Origin of the sequence: Enterobacter cloacae complex sp. 372C4 (genome assembly GCF_050030615.1) — a bacterium.
GTDB lineage: Bacteria > Pseudomonadota > Gammaproteobacteria > Enterobacterales > Enterobacteriaceae > Enterobacter > Enterobacter intestinihominis.
Genome location: NZ_JBLGUQ010000001.1, coordinates 127,667 through 146,640 on the forward strand (window position 1 = coordinate 127,667; position 18,974 = coordinate 146,640).

General features: G+C 56.6%; 20 protein-coding genes. 11 read left to right on the plus strand and 9 right to left on the minus strand.

The features are described 5' to 3' along the window. Positions 1-188 precede the first annotated feature (188 nt). The 7 genes from tcyN to ACQG11_RS00760 all read right to left on the minus strand — a co-directional run bounded on the left by tcyN (position 189) and on the right by ACQG11_RS00760 (position 6,359). Positions 189-941 (minus strand): L-cystine ABC transporter ATP-binding protein TcyN, encoded by a 753-nt coding sequence (gene tcyN / locus ACQG11_RS00730; protein WP_426728093.1) that lies wholly within the window; start codon positions 939-941, stop codon positions 189-191. Continuing rightward, entirely contained in the window at positions 938-1,606 is a 669-nt protein-coding gene (gene tcyL / locus ACQG11_RS00735) for a cystine ABC transporter permease (protein ID WP_022648540.1), read from the minus strand. The genes tcyN and tcyL overlap by 4 nt, the downstream gene beginning before the upstream one ends. Positions 1,607-1,627: 21 nt before the next feature. Then, complete coding sequence (gene dcyD / locus ACQG11_RS00740) at positions 1,628-2,614, minus strand: D-cysteine desulfhydrase (RefSeq protein WP_040117809.1); 987 nt, start codon at positions 2,612-2,614, stop codon at positions 1,628-1,630. Positions 2,615-2,717: 103 nt separating this feature from the next. Continuing rightward, a complete protein-coding gene (tcyJ, locus tag ACQG11_RS00745; protein WP_023300481.1) occupies positions 2,718-3,518 on the minus strand; it encodes a cystine ABC transporter substrate-binding protein in 801 nt (266 codons plus the stop codon). Between the two features lie 86 nt (positions 3,519-3,604). Next, positions 3,605-4,156, minus strand: a complete 552-nt coding sequence (gene fliZ, locus ACQG11_RS00750; RefSeq protein ID WP_023300482.1) for a flagella biosynthesis regulatory protein FliZ — start codon at positions 4,154-4,156, stop codon at positions 3,605-3,607. A 54-nt stretch (positions 4,157-4,210) separates the two neighbouring features. Continuing rightward, on the minus strand, positions 4,211-4,930 hold the full coding sequence (locus ACQG11_RS00755; protein WP_003859623.1) for an RNA polymerase sigma factor FliA: 720 nt from the start codon (positions 4,928-4,930) through the stop codon (positions 4,211-4,213). 163 nt (positions 4,931-5,093) lie between these two features. Continuing rightward, positions 5,094-6,359: a FliC/FljB family flagellin gene (locus ACQG11_RS00760; protein WP_045308590.1), complete on the minus strand. Its 1,266-nt coding sequence runs from the start codon at positions 6,357-6,359 to the stop codon at positions 5,094-5,096. A 269-nt stretch (positions 6,360-6,628) separates the two neighbouring features. Here ACQG11_RS00760 and fliD point away from each other — a divergent pair, with 269 nt between their 5' ends. The 4 genes from fliD (at position 6,629) to amyA (ending at position 10,439) form a co-directional block, all read left to right on the plus strand. Continuing rightward, positions 6,629-8,041: a flagellar filament capping protein FliD gene (gene fliD, locus ACQG11_RS00765; RefSeq protein ID WP_023300484.1), complete on the plus strand. Its 1,413-nt coding sequence runs from the start codon at positions 6,629-6,631 to the stop codon at positions 8,039-8,041. Positions 8,042-8,071: 30 nt separating this feature from the next. Next, on the plus strand, positions 8,072-8,482 hold the full coding sequence (gene fliS, locus ACQG11_RS00770; protein WP_003859616.1) for a flagellar export chaperone FliS: 411 nt from the start codon (positions 8,072-8,074) through the stop codon (positions 8,480-8,482). Next, complete coding sequence (fliT, locus tag ACQG11_RS00775) at positions 8,482-8,853, plus strand: flagella biosynthesis regulatory protein FliT (protein WP_006811148.1); 372 nt, start codon at positions 8,482-8,484, stop codon at positions 8,851-8,853. Before fliS ends, fliT begins: the two co-directional genes overlap by 1 nt. Positions 8,854-8,951: 98 nt before the next feature. Beyond that, the gene (gene amyA, locus ACQG11_RS00780; protein WP_426728094.1) at positions 8,952-10,439 is read left to right on the plus strand and encodes an alpha-amylase; all 1,488 of its coding nucleotides are present in this window, start codon (positions 8,952-8,954) and stop codon (positions 10,437-10,439) included. 506 nt (positions 10,440-10,945) lie between these two features. Here the strand turns inward: amyA and yedD are convergent. Then, positions 10,946-11,359: a lipoprotein YedD gene (gene yedD, locus ACQG11_RS00785; RefSeq protein ID WP_022648547.1), complete on the minus strand. Its 414-nt coding sequence runs from the start codon at positions 11,357-11,359 to the stop codon at positions 10,946-10,948. Positions 11,360-11,434: 75 nt separating this feature from the next. Continuing rightward, the gene (gene fliE, locus ACQG11_RS00790) at positions 11,435-11,749 is read right to left on the minus strand and encodes a flagellar hook-basal body complex protein FliE (protein WP_032624020.1); all 315 of its coding nucleotides are present in this window, start codon (positions 11,747-11,749) and stop codon (positions 11,435-11,437) included. Between the two features lie 228 nt (positions 11,750-11,977). On the opposite strand from fliE, the gene fliF reads away from it, so the two are divergent. The 7 genes from fliF (at position 11,978) to fliL (ending at position 18,974) form a co-directional block, all read left to right on the plus strand. Next, positions 11,978-13,660 carry a flagellar basal-body MS-ring/collar protein FliF gene (gene fliF, locus ACQG11_RS00795; RefSeq protein ID WP_426728095.1) on the plus strand — a complete coding sequence of 561 codons (1,683 nt, stop codon included), beginning with the start codon at positions 11,978-11,980 and terminating at the stop codon, positions 13,658-13,660. Beyond that, positions 13,653-14,651: a flagellar motor switch protein FliG gene (gene fliG / locus ACQG11_RS00800; protein WP_003859608.1), complete on the plus strand. Its 999-nt coding sequence runs from the start codon at positions 13,653-13,655 to the stop codon at positions 14,649-14,651. The genes fliF and fliG overlap by 8 nt, the downstream gene beginning before the upstream one ends. Continuing rightward, entirely contained in the window at positions 14,644-15,351 is a 708-nt protein-coding gene (gene fliH, locus ACQG11_RS00805; RefSeq protein ID WP_284097733.1) for a flagellar assembly protein FliH, read from the plus strand. Before fliG ends, fliH begins: the two co-directional genes overlap by 8 nt. Beyond that, on the plus strand, positions 15,351-16,721 hold the full coding sequence (gene fliI / locus ACQG11_RS00810; RefSeq protein WP_032624018.1) for a flagellar protein export ATPase FliI: 1,371 nt from the start codon (positions 15,351-15,353) through the stop codon (positions 16,719-16,721). Before fliH ends, fliI begins: the two co-directional genes overlap by 1 nt. A 21-nt stretch (positions 16,722-16,742) precedes the next feature. Further along, a complete protein-coding gene (gene fliJ / locus ACQG11_RS00815; protein ID WP_006811155.1) occupies positions 16,743-17,186 on the plus strand; it encodes a flagellar export protein FliJ in 444 nt (147 codons plus the stop codon). Further along, on the plus strand, positions 17,183-18,397 hold the full coding sequence (gene fliK / locus ACQG11_RS00820; RefSeq protein ID WP_426728096.1) for a flagellar hook length control protein FliK: 1,215 nt from the start codon (positions 17,183-17,185) through the stop codon (positions 18,395-18,397). The genes fliJ and fliK overlap by 4 nt, the downstream gene beginning before the upstream one ends. 106 nt (positions 18,398-18,503) lie before the next feature. After that, a complete protein-coding gene (gene fliL, locus ACQG11_RS00825; RefSeq protein ID WP_003859598.1) occupies positions 18,504-18,974 on the plus strand; it encodes a flagellar basal body-associated protein FliL in 471 nt (156 codons plus the stop codon).

The window sequence follows — 18,974 nt, forward strand, 5'->3', positions numbered from 1 at the left end:
TATTATGGTGAATATAACCTAACACATAAAGCAGGATCATTTATATAAAATATCGACCACAGACGGATTATCTTTAATTTGGCGATGGCTTATCCACATCGGGTGGAATAAAAAATCAACAAAACTGAATTTATGGGAGGATAATTTGCTCCAGAAGTGACATCTGGAGCAAATTGAGCGTGAAAATGCTACTGCATTAAGAATTTTTCAAGGAACTGGCGGGTTCGAGGCTGCTGAGGATTGGCAAACAGCGCCTTAGCTGGCCCCTGCTCTACTATTCGCCCCTGATCCATGAAAATTGCCCGATCGGCAACGTCGCGAGCGAAGCTCATTTCATGCGTCACAATCACCATCGTGCGTTTTTCCTGCGCCAGCTGTCGGATAGTGTTAAGCACTTCCCCGACCAGCTCAGGATCGAGTGCGGATGTGGGTTCGTCGAACAGGATCACATCCGGGCGCATCGCCAGCGCGCGCGCAATGGCGACACGCTGCTGCTGTCCGCCAGATAACCGACGCGGATAACTCGTCTCCTTCCCGGCCAGGCCAACCTTCGCCAGCAGCTCGCGGGCGCGGGCCGTCGCGTCTTCCTTTGGTTCACCCTTTACGATGACCGGGCCATCAATAATATTTTCCAGCACCGTACGGTGCGGAAAGAGATTAAAGCTCTGGAATACGAAGCCAACATGCTGACGCAGGCGGCGAATCAGCCCTTTTTGCTGGCTGATGGGTTTCCCGGTATCAATGGTGATATCGCCCACGCGGATCGTCCCGCCTTCAGGCTGCTCAAGCAAATTAATGCTGCGCAACAGCGTGGTTTTCCCTGACCCACTCGGGCCGATAATTGCCACCACTTCGCCCTGCTCAACCTCAAGGTCGATGCCGTGCAGCACCGTTTGCCCGTGGAATTTTTTCACCAGGTTTTTGACGTCAATTGCACTCATTTTGGATCTCGCTCCTGGCGGTTAAGCTGGTTTTCAAAATAGTTTTGCAGGGCGGACAGCACCGTCGCCATCACCCAGTAAATCAGCGAGGCCGCCAGATACATGGTAAACACTTCCAGCGTGCGCGAGGTGATCAGTTGCGCCTGACGGAAAAGCTCCGGCACCTGAATGGTCGCCGCAAGCGAGGTGTCTTTCACCAGGCTGATAAAGCTGTTGCTCAGCGGAGGTAGCGCCACGCGCGCCGCCTGGGGCAGGATCGCCCGGCGCAGCGTCTGCCACGGGGTCATCCCGATACTGGCCGCCGCTTCCCACTGTCCTTTATCGATGGACGAGATCGCCGCACGCAGCGTTTCAGAGGTGTACGCCGCCGTATTCAGCGACAGGCCAATCATCGCCGCCGGGATCGGATCCAGCTCGATACCGAACTGGGGCAGCCCGTAGTAAATCATAAACAGCTGGGCGATAAGCGGCGTTCCGCGAAACACGGAGATGTAAAACCGCGCCAGCCACCGCACCGGCCAGACGTTCGACATGCGCATCAGTGCCAGCACAAACCCGAGCACCAGCCCGAAGAACATCCCGCCGATACTGAGCTGTAAAGTAAACACCGCGCCCTTAAGCAAGAACGGCAGCGAATCAATAACCAGTTGAATACTTTCTTGCATTATTATTTTTCTACCTGATTTTTAGACATGGGGATGATAGGCAAACAGCGCAGGCGCCCCGCCAGTATGAACAAACAAAATGGGTCCTTCATCCTTAAAGCGCTTGCGGGCGATACCGTCGATAAGGCCCGCCATCGCCTTACCGGTATAGACAGGGTCAAGCAGAATACCTTCGAGGCGGGCCAGCAGCTTAACGGCCTCCATCCCTTCATCATTGGGGGTGCCATAACCCGGCGCGAAGTAGTCATCCCACAGCAATATTTCCGCCTTCGCCTGAAGCGCAAGCTGTTCTGCCACCGCCTGTTGCAGGGTGACGACTTTCGGCTTTTGATCCGCAACGCTTCTGGAAACCGTCACGCCAATCAACTCTACGTCCGGCATCAGTTGCTCAAGCCCGACCGCTAAACCGGCATGGGTACCCGCGCTGCCGGACGCCACTACCACCGAGGACAAACTCACCGCGCCTTCGCACTGCTGGGCGATTTCCAGCGCGCTCTCAACATAGCCGAGAGCACCCAGCGCATTCGAGCCGCCAACCGGGATGACGTACGGACGAAAGCCCTGCGCTTCCAGGCGCGTCGCCAGTTCATCAAGCTGTGCAGCCGGGTCGGTCAACGCGTCAACCATTTCAACCTGCACGTTGAACAGATCCAGCAGCAGGCGGTTACCGTTAGTCAGGTAATTCTCTGCCTGCGTGCCAATCGGGTTCTCCAGCAGGGCTACGCAGTGAAGGCCCAGCTTCGCCGCCACTGCCGCCGTCTGGCGAACGTGGTTAGACTGAATTGCCCCGGCGGTGATCAGCGTATCCGCGCCCTCGCGCAGGGCATCGGCGGCGAGAAATTCCAGCTTGCGCAGCTTATTCCCGCCCATCGCCATGGGCGTCACATCGTCACGCTTAATGAAAATATCGCGCCCCAGATAGTCAGAAAATCGCGGCAGATACTCCAGCGGCGTGGGTGCGCCGATAAATTCCAGACGGGGAAAGCGCGTTAAATTCTGTAGTGACATGGTTCCTCCGGTCACGCAAACAATTGTTATTTCATTATGCACGCAGACGCGCGAGAAATAAAAAAGGCGCTTTTAAAAGCGCCTTTTTTTGTCGGTCAGAGACTTATTTCGTCACGTCTGCGCCGAACCACTTCTCAGAAAGCGCCTTCAGGCTGCCGTCTTTCTGCATTTCAGCAATGGCAGCATCAATGGCTTTCAGCAGATCTTCGTTACCTTTACGCACCGCCACGCCGGACTCCTGACGGGAGAACGCATCGCCCGCGACGGCCAGGGTATTGTTGGTTTTCTTCACCAGATCCAGCGCTGCCAGGCGGTCAACCAGAATGGCGTCGATACGGCCTACGCGCAGATCCTGGTATTTCGTCGGGTCATCATCATAGGTGCGGATGTCCACGCCCTGCACGTTCTGGCGCAGCCACTCTTCGTAGTTGGTGCCCAGACCGACGCCGACTTTCTTACCTTTCAGATCCGCGGCGGATTTGATGCTGCCTTCGTTACCTTTCTTCACCAGCGCCTGGATACCGGACACGGTGTACGGCGTAGAGAAGTCATACTTCTTCTTACGCTCGTCAGAAATGGTTACCTGGTTAATCACCACGTCAATACGTTTGGAATCCAGTGACGCCAGCATACCATCCCATTTGGTCGGTTTCAGGGAGGCTTTGACGCCGAGATGCTTGGCCAGCTCTTGCGCAAACTCCACTTCAAAACCGGTCAGCTTACCGTCGTCGCCCTGGAAGCTGAACGGAGGATAGGTTCCTTCCAGCCCAACCAGCAGCGTGCCGCGCTCTTTGACTTTGTTGAGCAGATTATCTGCCGCGAACGTTTTCACGCTCATCCCCGCGACCAGCGCAACGGCCATCATCCCCATCAGCGCCTGACGACCCAGAACTGCTAATTTCATAAGTACTCCGATACAGTGGAATTTTTGAGTAGTGTAGAGAAATCGCCTGCAACGTCAAAGGCGGCTGCGCTACATCTTATTCTTTTTTAATATATATCAGAAGTTGTTCCGGCGTGGACTTTCTGCTTTATGACGCCCGGCATCTGGACTTTATATTGCGCGTACTTTCGCAGCGCGATGCGGTAATTGTTGGTACTGGTGGCGGGCAGCCAGGGCTCCAGATTTTCATCCAGGTATCCGGTCGTCAGCAAGTCGCGGGAGATATTTTGCATGGTCAAATGCTGACCCAGGCGGCGCAGGCGAACCACGTATTCACGCACGGTGCCGTGACTCATCTCCGTTTGTTCAAACAGGAACTGCTTGAAGCCGATAATATCGAAGAAGTCGCTTTGCTCTTTGCAGTGGAGATCGCCACAGAAACGGCAAAGCGCTACCCACTCTTTTTGCTCTTCAAGCCAGGCGGCTTCATCCATCAGCGTGTCGAGGCGGGAAATCGCAATCTTATTCACGATTTCACCGCGACGAACCAGCGTGATGCGGTCGAGTAATTTTTTACAGTGGGCGCAATGCGTCTGGCTGTGTTTAAAGTCTTTCAGGTAGCGGCTTAAAGGCCGTCTTTTAGATTGCTGCACCGTCATGATAACTCCTGGTTGTCAATACGTTGTGCGGCATTTCCAAGGCGAATGACTCACCTATAACTTACCCAGTTTTGTGCGCAGGCGTTTAATGGCCTGGCTGTGCAGCTGGCTCACCCGTGACTCGCCCACCTCCAGCACGGCGCCAATCTCTTTGAGATTGAGCTCTTCCTGGTAATAGAGGGTTAACACCAGTTGCTCACGTTCAGGTAAAGCTTCAATCGCTTCCATCACGCGCTGGCGTAAATTCCCTTCCAGTAAGTGGTGTAACGGGTTTTCTTGCTGATGCTCATCCGTCACCAGCTCGATGCTATCGCCATGCTCTTCGCGCCACTCATCATAAGAGAAGAGTTGGCTGTTATTGGTATCGAGCAACATCTGACGATACTCTTCAACAGGAATACCCAGACGCTCCGCCACTTCGGTTTCCGTCGCGTTGCGCCCCAGTTCCTGTTCCAGCTGCCCCATCGCATGCGCCACTTCGCGCGCGTTGCGGCGAACGCTGCGCGGCACCCAGTCGCGGCTGCGCAGCTCGTCCAGCATCGCACCACGAATACGCTGCACTGCGTAAGTCGTAAATGCCGTTCCTTGCAGAGCGTCGTACCGGTCAACTGCATTCAATAACCCGATACCGCCCGCCTGTAGCAGATCGTCCAGTTCCACGCTCGCCGGCAAACGCACCTGGAGGCGCAATGCTTCGTGACGCACCAGCGGAACATAACGCTGCCACAGCGAGTGTTTATCCATTACACCTTCAGCGGTATAGAGTGAATTCACGATAAACAGCCCTGCGTTAGTTGAGTTATCGGCATGATTATCCGATTCTGGAGGGGTTTTAATCGGGTGAATAGTGGGTGAAATGAGGGGTTATTTGGGGGGTTACGCTTGTGCATGGATAGAAAAAACCCCGCCGAAGCGGGGTTTAAGCGTAATCAGGCGATTAGCCTTGCAGCAGAGACAGAACCTGCTGAGGAACCTGGTTAGCTTTGGACAGCACGGAGTTACCGGCCTGCTGGATGATCTGCGCTTTGGACATATTTGACACTTCGGTCGCATAGTCGGCGTCCTGAATACGGGACTGCGCTTCAGACAGGTTGGTAGTGGTGTTGTTCAGGTTGGTTACCGCAGAGCTCAGACGGTTCTGTACCGCACCCAGTGAAGAACGGAATTTGTCGACGGACGCGATAGCTTTGTCCAGCAGAGCCAGTGGATCAGCAGTAGACACGCCTTTGAATTCGCCAGCTGCGTTCAGGGTAACAGTCTGTGCGTTGTTCAGCGTACCGCCCGCGCCGCCGTCAGCGATAGCGCCAGCAGTCAGGGAGTAGTTTTTACCCTGCACTTCAGCGTAACCCGCAGCAGCGCCAGCAGCGTCTGCGCCAACTTTAACAGCAACACCGGTCAGCGTACCAGTACCACCGTTTGCATCGGTATAGGTGATGTCAGCGGTGTTCACTTTCACGCTGCCAGTTGCATCGTCAACAGACACAGCGTAGTTGTCAGAACCGGAAGAAACCACGTAGGTCGCGGTAGATGCGCCAGCTGGAGTCTGCACGTTGTGCAGAGTCAGGCTCTTCGCGTCCACACCCAGGGTGGTAGCCACTGCGCTCAGGTCAACATCTTTCAGAGCACCGCTCGCGCCAACCTGAGTGATAGAGTCGCTCAGTTTCAGTGCGTTGTTAGAAACGGAGAAACCGTTCAGACCCAGCGTTGAAGAGTCGATCTGTTGCAGGTCGATGGAGATGGTCTGGCCGTCGTTTGCACCAACCTGAATCTTCATGGAGCCGTCTTTAGCCAGCACGTTCACGCCGTTGAACTGAGTCTGACCGGATACGCGGTCGATTTCAGACAGGCGGGATTTGATTTCGTCCTGGATTGAAGACAGGTCAGAATCAGAGTTAGTACCGGTAGTTGCCTGAACGGTCAGTTCACGAACACGCTGCAGGTTGTTGTTGATTTCAGACAGCGCGCCTTCAGTGGTCTGTGCCAGAGAGATACCGTCGTTAGCGTTACGTGCAGCCTGAGTCAGACCTTTGATGTTAGAGGTGAAGCGGTTAGCGATAGCCTGGCCCGCAGCGTCATCTTTCGCGCTGTTGATACGCAGACCAGAAGACAGACGCTCGATAGAAGAAGACAGAGCGGACTGGTTCTTGTTGATGTTGTTCTGAGTGATCAGCGAGAGGCTGTTGGTATTAATGACTTGTGCCATGATTTCGATTCCTGTTGTTCATCAAATCTGTTTGGTTAGATTTGGGTTTCCACCCTTCGGCTTCATCGCCGTCAAAGGTGTTATCGTCTGGTCCAAACCAACCTTTAGATTTTTTTTCAGGATCGCGTTAATTTTTTTAGCCACGGAAAAGCTCTTCTCTATTACCGTTATTCCCGCCATTAAAAAAAAGAAATTAACCGTAAACTTTCCCCCATAAAAGCCGATAACCCCACTATTCGTTCTACGTGTCGATAGATTAAGGAATAAATATGGCAAGTATTTCATCATTGGGGATCGGTTCGGGTCTTAAGTTAGCAGACATTCTGGATAGTCTGACCACGGCCGAAAAAGCACAGTTGACGCCGATAACCAAACAACAGTCATCTTATACCGCCAAGCTTAGCGCTTACGGCACGTTGAAGAGTTCGCTGGAAGCGTTTCAGACTGCAAACACCGCGCTGAATAAAGCCGACCTGTTTACGGCGACCAGCACGTCGAGTAGCTCCACGGCATTCAGCGCCACCACTACCGGCAGCGCGATTGCCGGTAAATACACCATCAGCGTGTCGCAGCTGGCGCAGGCGCAAACCCTGACGACCAAAAACGCACAGCCGGATACCAAAACGGCCATTGCCACGGCTGACAGCAAGATCACCTTTACCGCCGGAAACGGTAAAGATCCGGTGACCATCGATATCAGCGCGGCAAATTCCTCGCTGACCGGCATTCGCGATGCGATTAACAAAGCTGACGCCGGCGTGACCGCCAGTATTATTAACGTCGGTAATGGTCAATATCGTCTGTCCATCACCTCCACCGAAACCGGAGCGGACAACGCGGTCAGCATCAGCGTAAGCGGCGATAGCGCCCTGCAATCCTTTATGGGTTACAACGGCACCAGCACCGATGCCAGCAACGGTATGATGGAAAGCGTTACCGCGCAAAACGCGAAGCTGAAGGTGAATAACGTAGATATCGAAAACAGCAGCAACACCATAAGCGATGCGCTGGAAGATATCACCCTGAACCTGAACGACGTCACCACCGGTAACCAGACGCTGACGATTACTAAAGATACGTCTAAAGCGGAAACGGCGATGAAAGCCTGGGTGGATGCCTACAACACCCTTCAGGACAGCTTTGCATCGTTAACCAAATATACGGCGGTTGATGCGGGCACAGATGCGCAGGATTCCAGCAACGGCGCCCTGCTCGGAGACACTACGCTGCGTACTATCCAGACGCAGCTGAAAACCATGCTGAGCAACACCGTCGGCGGAACCGCCTATAAAACGCTGTCTCAGGTTGGCATTACCTCAGATCCAAGCACGGGCAAGCTGGAGCTGAGCAGCGAAAAGCTGAAAAAAGCGCTGACGGATAACCCGTCTGCGGTGAAAGATCTGGTTGTAGGTGACGGAAAAACCACCGGGATCACCACCACCATGGCCACCCATCTGACTGACTGGCTTTCCAGTAAAGGCATTATCCAGGCGGCCAAAGATGGCGTCAGCAAAACGCTGAACAAGTTAACGGATCAATATAACGCCGTGAGCGAACGTATTGATGCAAGAGTGGCGCAGTACAAAGCCCAGTTTACCCAGCTGGACGTACTGATGACCTCGCTGAACAACACCAGCAGCTACCTGACGCAGCAGTTCGAAAATACGTCCAGCAACAAGTAGTAAACGCTAATCAGACCCGAGGGGGATAACATGTACGGCGCAAAAGGCACGCAGGCCTACGCAAAGATAGAAGTTGAAAGCGCGGTGATGAGCGCCAGCCAGCAGCAGCTGGTAATCATGCTATTTGATGGAGCCCTCAGCGCGCTGGTACGCGCGCGTCTGTTCCTGGCAGACGGTAATATCCCGGCAAAAGGGCTGGCGCTCTCAAAAGCCATCAACATTATCGAAAACGGGCTGAAGGTTGGCCTGGTGGAAAATAACGGTGATGAGCTTACGCAAAACCTGATTGCCCTTTATGCCTATATGGTACGTCGCCTCCTGCACGCCAACGTGAATAACGACGCCAGCGCCATCGAAGAGGTGGAAAACCTGCTGCGCAATATCGCTGACGGGTGGAAGGAGGTTGCCGGTACGCCACAACTGATGCAGGACGCCGTCTAATGAGTAACGCACCGCAACTTTATGCCCTTTATCAGCAACTCCTTGAGCAGAGCCAGTTGATGTTGCGACTGGCGCGGCAGGGACTATGGGATGATCTGATCATCTGTGAAACCGACTATGTTAATGCGGTGCACTCACTGGCTCGTCTCACTCAGGAAAGTGAACCTTCGATGCAGATTCAGGAGCAGCTTCGCCCGACGCTGCGGGTGATCCTGGACAACGAAGGCCAGGTAAAAACATTGCTGCAAGCCAGAATGGATGAGCTGGCAAAGCTGGTTGGGCAATCCTCCATCCAGAAAACCGTTCTCTCCACCTACGGTAACCAGGGCGGTCATGTCCTTGTTCCGCAAAGTAATAGCGATATTAATTAGCCATTTAACTGGCGGGCAAGCGTTAACCGTTTCGTTCGCCAGGCATTTCTGCCAAACCTGCTCCATACTTGAATTTCGCGACCTCATGGAGATGGTGCATGCGCAACCCAACACTTTTACAATGTTTTCACTGGTACTACCCCACCGGCGGTGAATTGTGGCGAGAAGTCACGGCATTAGCCCCCAACCTGAACGAAATCGGCATCAATATGGTCTGGTTACCCCCGGCCTACAAAGGCGCATCCGGCGGCTATTCCGTCGGGTATGACTCTTATGACCTTTTCGACCTCGGTGAGTTTGACCAGAAAGGCAGTGTCGCCACCAAATACGGCGATAAAGCCCAGCTGCTGGAGGCCATCAACGCCTTAAAAAGTAACCAGATTGCGGTGCTTCTGGACGTGGTGGTCAACCACAAAATGGGCGCCGATGAAAAGGAACCCGTCCGCGTGCAACGCGTGGATGCTCAGGATCGCACCCAAATCAGCGATGAGATCATCGAATGTGAAGCCTGGACGCGCTACACCTTCCCCGTTCGGGCCGGGCAGTATTCGCAGTTCATCTGGGATTACAAATGCTTTAGCGGTATCGACCACATTGAAAATCCCAGTGAGGACGGTATCTTCAAAATCGTTAACGACTACACCGGCGAAGGCTGGAACGATCAGGTCGACGACGAGATGGGCAATTTCGATTACCTGATGGGTGAAAATATTGATTTTCGCAACCACGCGGTGACGGAGGAGATCAAATACTGGGCGCGCTGGGTGATGGAGCAAACGCACTGCGACGGCTTCCGCCTGGACGCGGTAAAACACATTCCAGCCTGGTTCTATAAAGAGTGGATTGAACATGTCCAGGAGGTGGCCCCGCAGCCTCTGTTTATTGTGGCGGAATACTGGTCTCACGAAGTGGATAAATTGCAGCAATACATCAATCAGGTGGACGGCAAAACCATGTTGTTTGACGCGCCGCTGCAAATGAAATTTCACGAAGCGTCACGCCAGGGACGCGACTACGATATGAGCCAGATTTTCACCGGTACGCTGGTGGAAGCCGATCCGTTCCATGCCGTAACGCTGGTGGCCAACCATGACACCCAGCCCTTGCAGGCGCTGGAAGCCCCGGTTGAAGCCTGGTTCAAACCGCTGGCCTACGCGCTCATCCTGCTGCGTGAAAACGGCGTGCCGAGCGTGTTCTACCCGGATCTTTTTGGCGCCAGCTATGACGACACTGGCGGGGATGGTGAGACGTATCACATTGATATGCCGGTGATTGAACAGCTCCACGAGCTGATCCTCGCTCGGCAGCGTTTTGCCCACGGCGTGCAAACCCTTTTTTTCGATCATCCAAACTGCATTGCGTTTAGCCGCAGCGGGACAGAGGAGCACCCGGGCTGTGTGGTGGTGCTGTCGAATGGTGATGACGGTGAGAAGACGATCTGCCTCGGCGAGAATTACGGCAATAAGGCCTGGCGTGATTTTTTAGGCAACCGCGAGGAAACCGTGACCACGGCGGCGGATGGCGAAGGGACCTTCTTCTGTAACGGGGGAAGCGTCAGCGTTTGGGTGATTGAAGACGCGCTGTAGTACGGGAAAGGTGCGACCTGATGCCCTCACCCCGCCCCTTTCCCACAGGGAGAGATATCCCCAGTAATTTGAAAGCAGAAGCAATAACGTTGCCTTCATAATAACTGAGGACTTTCAGCGATGCCCTGGTCCGGCTGTAAATCGCCGAAGCGTTTCCGTAAGGCCGGGGCGAGGCGCAGGGAAGCGCCGAGAGGGCGTGGCCTGCATGGATGCAGGCTCATGCCCGACCCGATAGCCTGAAGGAAAAAGCTGAGGGTACCGCGAAGCCGCGATTTTCCGCCGGGAGCCCGGGTCGCCAGGGTGGTGGCGACTGAGCCACCCTGGCACGTTCACCGCTCATGTCGCTACAGAGTAGCAAGGAACATAAAGTGAATGGAATGACCACCAGAGCCGTATGTTCCCCCTCACCCCAGCCCTCTCCCTCCAGGGAGAGGGGGCCGACGGTGAAGGCATTATTTTGTGGAGATCCCTCAGACCACGGGTAGAGGGCGCAAACTCCAAAACGGTTACGGAAGCTTACTCTCCAGCGGATTCTTGCTCAGGTAATCTGCGCATTCCACCGTTGGGCGGTCAACTTTGTAAAGTTCCATGCCGTCATACTCCAGCGCCGCCCCATCACGATCGAGCGGATAGACGTCTCGTTTTTCGGTCACGTTATAATAATCATCTGAACGCAGCATGATCTTACCCGGCACCGCGATAACGCGCTGCCACTGACGGCAGTCCAGGGTATCACCCTCTGGGGTCACCACCAGCGTGGCAATCGCCTCCGGGCTCACCATCGCGCTCTGCGGCCCTTTCGACTGCCAGTAACCTGCCAGATGCGAAGGTGCCGGATGCTTAACCACTTCCTGATAGTTTTCGACCTGAACGCATCCCGCTAACGTCAGCATTGCAGCCACAATTGCTACTTTTTTCATCATCTTTCCTGCATGCGAAGAAAAAAATATTGTGGCATTAAAGCCATCAGGCTGCCAGCGTAAGATAGGTATTGATTAAACCTGCATCCCCATGACTTCCTGATACGCCGACACCAGCTTGTTACGCACCTGCAACCCCATCTGCAATGACACCGACGCTTTTTGCAGATCGGCCATCACATCGTTGAGCGCCACGCCGGGTTCACCGAGGGTAAATCTCTCAGCCTGGGTACGGGCCGCGTTTTGCTTATCGCTGATCCGGTCCAGCGCCGCATGCAGTTGACCGGCGAAGCTAATGCCCTGCGGCTGGTCAGCCACGCTCTGATTACGGGCGGTCATCGCCGTTGCCTGTAACTGACTGAGTACCCCTTCAATGCCCTGTATAGCCATGACTCTCCCCTGGATGGTTTTTTACGAGGTCAAGACTAACAGCTTGTCAATAAGATAATGGCGGTAAATAGCGTTAAAAAACCAGGTTATTTGACGCATAGAAAATCCCGAATCATCAAATAATGGCAGGGCCATCAGTATGGAACTTTTGTCGTGTTTGCCGACCCGGGAGTCAGTTTTGTTTCTCTACACGAATAACGTAAACCACCAGGATTTAAGAGGTGCGCAATGAGTGCGACAGCAGCATCGACAGCGCCGCAGAATAAATCACTCGAGTGGATGAACCGCCTTCGCGCCAACCCTAAGATCCCGTTGATTGTGGCAGGCGCTGCCGCCATTGCGATCGTTGTCGCGATGGTCTTATGGGCAAAAAGCCCGGATTACCGCACGCTCTACAGCAACCTTTCCGACCAGGATGGCGGTGCCATCGTCACCCAGCTGACCCAGATGAACATCCCGTATCGCTTTGCCGATAACGGTGGTGCGCTTGAAGTGCCGGCAGATAAAGTGCACGAGCTTCGCCTGCGTCTCGCCCAGCAGGGACTGCCGAAAGGCGGCGCGGTTGGGTTTGAATTGCTGGATCAGGAAAAATTCGGCATCAGCCAGTTCAGCGAGCAGGTTAACTACCAGCGCGCGCTGGAAGGTGAGCTGGCCCGTACGATTGAAACCTTAGGCCCGGTGAAAAGTGCCCGCGTGCACCTGGCGATGCCAAAGCCGTCCCTGTTTGTCCGTGAACAAAAGTCCCCTTCTGCCTCTGTGACGGTTAACCTCGAACCTGGCCGTGCGCTGGATGAAGGGCAGATCAGCGCCGTCACGCACCTGGTCTCCAGTGCGGTTGCCGGTCTGCCGCCGGGTAACGTTACGCTGGTGGATCAGAGCGGTCACCTGCTGACGCAGTCCAACACCGCCGGGCGCGATCTCAACGACGCCCAGCTGAAATACGCTGCCGACGTGGAAGGCCGTCTCCAGCGCCGTATCGAAGCTATTCTGGGCCCGGTGGTGGGCAACAGCAACGTGCATGCGCAGGTCACCGCGCAGATTGATTTCTCGAATAAAGAACAGACCGAAGAGCAGTACGCCCCGAACGGGGATGCTTCTCGCGCCGTGTTACGCTCGCGTCAGATCAATGAGACGGAACAGGTCGGTGGCCAGTATCCTGGCGGTGTGCCGGGTGCGCTCTCTAACCAGCCTGCGCCTGCCAACGCCGCGCCAATCTCCACGCCGCCGGCCAACCCGCAGAACGGTCAGCAAACGAATCAGCAGACGACCTCGACCGCGAACAGTGCCGGCCCGCGTAACAGCAGCCGTAACGAAACGACCAACTACGAAGTCGACCGGACTATCTGCCATACCAAACTGAACACGGGCGATATTCAGCGTCTCTCTGTTGCCGTGGTGGTGAACTACAAAACGCTGCCGGACGGTAAACCGCTGCCGCTCACGGCAGAGCAGATGAAGCAGATCGAAGATTTGACCCGCGAAGCGATGGGCTTCTCTGAAAAACGTGGCGATACCCTCAACGTTGTGAACTCACCGTTCAACCCGGTGGATGAGACCGGTGGCGAACTGCCGTTCTGGCAACAGCAGGCGTTCTTCGATCAGCTGATGTCCGCAGGCCGCTGGCTGCTGGTGCTGATTGTCGCGTGGCTGCTGTGGCGTAAGGGTGTCCGTCCTCAGCTTCAGCGTCGCGCTGAAGCCGAAAAAGCCGCGCTGGAACAGAAGAACGCGCGTCCGGACGAGGAAGAAGCGGTTGAAGTTCGTCTCAGCAAAGATGAACAGATGCAGCAGCGCCGTGCTAACCAGCGTATGGGCGCAGAGGTGATGAGCCAGCGCATTCGCGAAATGTCAGATAACGATCCGCGCGTCGTCGCGCTGGTCATCCGCGGTTGGATGGGTAACGAACATGAGTAATACGCTTACAGGCACCGATAAGAGCGTCATCCTGCTGATGACCATTGGCGAAGATCGCGCGGCGGAGGTGTTTAAACACCTCTCTCAGCGAGAAGTGCAGATCCTCAGCGCGGCGATGGCCAACGTGCGCCAGATCTCCAACAAGCAACTGACCGAAGTGCTGGCGGAGTTTGAGCAGGAAGCCGAGCAGTTTGCCGCGCTCAACGTCAACGCCAACGAATACCTGCGCTCCGTGCTGGTTAAGGCGCTGGGCGAAGAGCGCGCCGCCAGCCTGCTGGAAGATATTCTCGAAACGCGCGACACCGCCAGCGGGATCGAAACGCTCAACTTTATGGAACCGCAAAGCGCCGCCGATCTTATTCGCGACGAGCACCCGCAGATTATCGCCACCATTCTGGTCCACCTCAAACGGGGCCAGGCGGCCGATATTCTGGCGCTGTTCGACGAGCGCCTGCGCCACGACGTGATGCTGCGTATCGCCACCTTCGGCGGCGTCCAGCCAGCCGCGCTGGCGGAGCTGACCGAAGTGCTGAACAACCTGCTCGACGGCCAGAACCTCAAGCGCAGCAAAATGGGCGGCGTGAGAACGGCAGCGGAAATCATCAACCTGATGAAAACGCAGCAGGAAGAGGCGGTTATTACGGCGGTGCGCGAGTTCGACGGCGAACTGGCGCAGAAAATTATCGACGAGATGTTCCTGTTCGAAAACCTGGTCGAAGTGGACGATCGCAGCATCCAGCGCCTGCTTCAGGAAGTGGATTCGGAGTCCCTGCTTATCGCCCTCAAAGGCGCCGAGCAGCCGCTGCGCGAGAAGTTCCTGCGCAACATGTCCCAGCGTGCGGCCGATATCCTGCGCGACGACCTGGCCAACCGTGGCCCGGTGCGTTTGTCTCAGGTGGAGAACGAACAGAAAGCGATCCTGCTTATTGTTCGTCGTCTGGCAGAAACCGGCGAGATGGTGATTGGCAGCGGAGACGACACCTATGTCTGATGAACTGTCGTGGAAGCGCTGGACGCCTGACGACCTCTCCCCTCCCACCGCAGAGTTCACCCCCGCCATAGTGTCGTCCGATGAGGGCGACGCCGGGGCGGGCGTGCCCGAGCTGAGTGAAGAGGAACAGCGCGCCCAGATGCTGGCCCAGATGCAAATGCAGGCGCACGAGCAGGGCTTCAACGCCGGGATGAACGAAGGCCGTCAGACCGGGCACGCACAGGGTTATCAGGAAGGGCTGACGAAAGGTTTAGAGCAGGGCATTGAGCAGGCGCGCCAGCAGCAGGCGCCGCTACATGCCCGCATGCAGCAGCTGGTGAGCGAGTTTCAGCACACGCTGGATGCGCTGGACAGCGTGATTGCCTCGCGCCTGATGCAGATGGCGCTGGAGGCGGCCCGTCAGGTGATCGGCCAGACGCCGGTCGTGGATAACGCCGCGCTGATTAAGCAAATCCAGGGGCTGCTCCAGCAGGAGCCGCTGTTCAGCGGCAAACCGCAGCTGCGCGTGCATCCTGATGATTTGCAGCGCGTGGAAGAGAGCCTCGGCGCGACGCTGAGCCTGCACGGCTGGCGGCTGCGCGGCGATCCGTCGCTCCATCACGGAGGCTGTAAGGTCTCGGCGGATGAGGGCGATCTGGATGCCAGCGTCGCGACCCGCTGGCAGGAACTGTGCCGCCTGGCGGCACCGGGAGTCGTCTGATGACCGCTCGCCTTACGCGCTGGCTTAACACGCTCGATAATTTTGAAACGAAGATGGCGCAGCTGCCATCCGTTCGTCGTTATGGACGCCTGACGCGTGCCACCGGTCTGGTCCTGGAAGCCACGGGTCTGCAACTTCCGCTCGGCGCCACCTGCGTGATTGAGCGTCAGGACGGGAGTGAGACGCGTGAAGTGGAAAGTGAAGTGGTCGGGTTTAACGGCCAGCGACTGTTTCTGATGCCCCTTGAGGAAGTGGAAGGGATTTTGCCGGGCGCCCGCGTCTACGCGAAAAACATCAGCGGTGACGGCCTGCAAAGCGGCAAACAGCTCCCGCTCGGTCCGGCGCTGCTGGGCCGCGTGCTGGACGGGAGCGGCAAACCGCTCGATGGCCTGCCCTCCCCTGATACCACCGAAACCGGCGCGCTGATCACCCAACCCTTTAACCCGCTGCAACGCACGCCAATCGAGCACGTACTGGATACCGGCGTGCGGCCGATTAACGCCCTGCTCACCGTGGGACGCGGCCAGCGTATGGGGCTGTTTGCCGGCTCCGGCGTGGGTAAATCGGTCCTGCTCGGCATGATGGCGCGTTATACCCAGGCGGACGTTATCGTCGTCGGCCTGATTGGTGAGCGTGGTCGCGAAGTCAAAGATTTCATCGAAAACATTCTTGGTGCGGAGGGTCGCGCCCGCTCGGTGGTGATCGCCGCCCCGGCGGACGTGTCGCCGCTGCTGCGTATGCAGGGGGCCGCCTACGCCACGCGTATCGCGGAAGATTTCCGCGACCGGGGCCAGCACGTGCTGCTGATTATGGACTCCCTGACCCGCTACGCGATGGCGCAGCGTGAGATTGCGCTGGCCATCGGCGAGCCGCCCGCCACCAAAGGTTACCCGCCGTCGGTCTTCGCCAAACTCCCGGCGTTGGTTGAGCGTGCGGGGAACGGCATCAGCGGCGGAGGCTCCATCACCGCGTTCTATACGGTACTGACCGAAGGCGATGACCAGCAGGACCCGATTGCCGACTCCGCGCGCGCGATCCTCGACGGCCATATCGTGCTGTCGCGCCGTCTGGCCGAAGCCGGGCACTACCCGGCGATTGATATTGAAGCCTCGATCAGCCGTGCGATGACGGCCCTGATCACCGAGCAACACTACGCCCGCGTGCGTAACTTCAAACAACTGCTCTCCAGCTTCCAGCGCAACCGCGATCTGGTAAGCGTCGGGGCGTACGCCAAAGGCAGCGATCCGATGCTCGATAAAGCGATTGCCCTGTGGCCGCAGCTGGAGGCATTTCTGCAACAGGGTATTTTTGAACGCGCCGACTGGGAAGATTCCCTCCAGGCACTGGAGCTGATTTTCCCGCAGGTGTAACACAGGTGGAGGGCGAAGGTCATGGCGCAGAACAGCGCGTTATCAACGCTGAAAGATCTGGCTGAAAAAGAAGTTGATGATGCCGCATTGCAACTTGGCGCAATGCGACGCGGGTGCCAGCAGGCTGAAGAACAGTTGAAGATGTTAATCGACTATCAGCATGAATATCGCACCAACCTTAACACCGACATGACGCAGGGCATTGGTAGCCAGCGCTGGATTAACTATCAGCAGTTTATCCAGACGCTGGAAAAGGCGATTGAGCAGCATCGCCAGCAGCTTAACCAGTGGACGCAAAAAGTCGATACCGCGCTGAATTTCTGGCGCGAGAAAAAACAGCGGTTGCAGGCCTGGCAAACCTTACAGGACCGGCAGATTGCAGCCTCGACCCTGGCGGAAAACCGTCTGGATCAGAAAAAAATGGATGAGTTTGCCCAGCGCGCATCAATGAGGAAACCAGAATGATCACACTGCAACAACTGCTGATGACCGACAGCGACCCGTCCGGCGGCACGCTGACCGGAAAAGGCGCTGAGGGCGCGCAAGATTTTCTCTCTCTGCTGGCGGGCGCGCTGACCGAGACCACCGGCAAAGGCAAAGATGCTCCGCTGACGCTGGCCGATCTGAAAGCGGCGGGAAGCAAGCTGTCGACAGCGGCACAGGAAAAAAACGGTGATACCACGCTCCAGGCCAAAATCGCCGAGCTGCTCTCCCGCCAGGAGACCCTGACTGATGAAGATACCGCCGTCTCCCTGCAAAGCCTCGTCTCCGGCCTGAAACCCGCAGCGAATACGGATGCGCTGAAGGCGCTGACCCGGACGGACGCGAAAGCAAACAGCGAGACCACGACTGAAGAAGAGGAGCTGGCCGGGTTAAGCGCGCTGATGGCGATGTTACCGCACCAGCAGACTACCACCCCAATGGCGACGCAGCCAGCAAGCACCGGGGAGGTCGCCCCCCGTGCCGCCCTCCCCTCTGCGCTAGCCCAGACGGACAACGGCCAGCATCAGCCGCTTAGCCATGCGTTAACGGTTCAGGAAAAAACGTCGGTTCAGGACAGCGACACGTCGCTGCCCGCCACGGCAGCCGTTACGCCAGCTGTTGCCGCCCTCGCGGAGAAGCAGGACGTAGTGAGCACGGCGTCGTCTGCCGCCAGCCCAACCGCGACGCTGGCCCCGATCGTTAGTCACCTGGCAACTCCCCAGTCTGCCGCTACCGTTGCGACCGCGCCGGTGTTAAGCCAGCCGCTGGGCACGCACGAATGGCAGCAGAATCTAAGCCAGCACATCACCCTGTTCACCAGACAGGGCCAACAGACCGCAGAGCTACGCCTGCACCCGGAAGATCTGGGTCAGGTGCAAATTTCGCTTAAGCTGGATGACAACCAGGCGCAGTTGCAGATGGTTTCGCCCCACAGCCACGTTCGTGCGGCGCTGGAAGCGGCCCTGCCGATCCTGCGCACGCAGCTTGCGGAAAACGGCATACAGCTTTCCCAAAGCAGCGTCAGCAGCGAAGGCTTTGCCGGGCAGCAGCAATCTTCATCCGGGCAACAACAGCACGCTTCGCGTTCAGGCCAGCATGGCGGGTTTAACGAGGAGAGCGAAGAGTTATTGCCTGCCCCTGCCGCCCTGCAATCCGCCGCGCGCGGCAGCCGTGCCGTAGACATCTTTGCCTAAACGCCAGAGGTAACGTGATTATCCCCGTCTTTTCCACGCTTTGACCTAAGCCGGACACGGGATAATCACCGTATTAAGCTGTACCGAAACAGGAAGCTCGTATCAGATGACAGACTCCGCTATCACCAAAAAAAGCAAGCGTTCCATCTGGATCCCGCTGCTGGTGTTGATTACCCTCGCGGCCTGCGCCACCGCAGGCTACAGTTACTGGCGTATGCAGCAGGAACCCTCCAGCGCAGCCGCCAAAGCTGAAGCGCCGCCTCCACCGGCGCCGGTCTTCTACCCGCTGGATACATTCACCGTGAACCTCGGCGATGCGGATCGCGTGCTTTACGTGGGCATTACGCTGCGTCTGAAAGATGAAGCGACCCGTGCACGTCTGAACGACTACCTGCCAGAAGTGCGTAGCCGTCTGCTGCTGCTGTTTTCTCGTCAGGATGCCTCCGCGCTCGCCACAGATGTGGGCAAGCAAAAGCTGGTCGATGCGATCAAACAGACGCTGGCGACCCCGCTGGTCAACGGCCAACCTAAGCAGGAAGTCACTGACGTTCTGTATACAGCCTTCATTCTGCGGTAA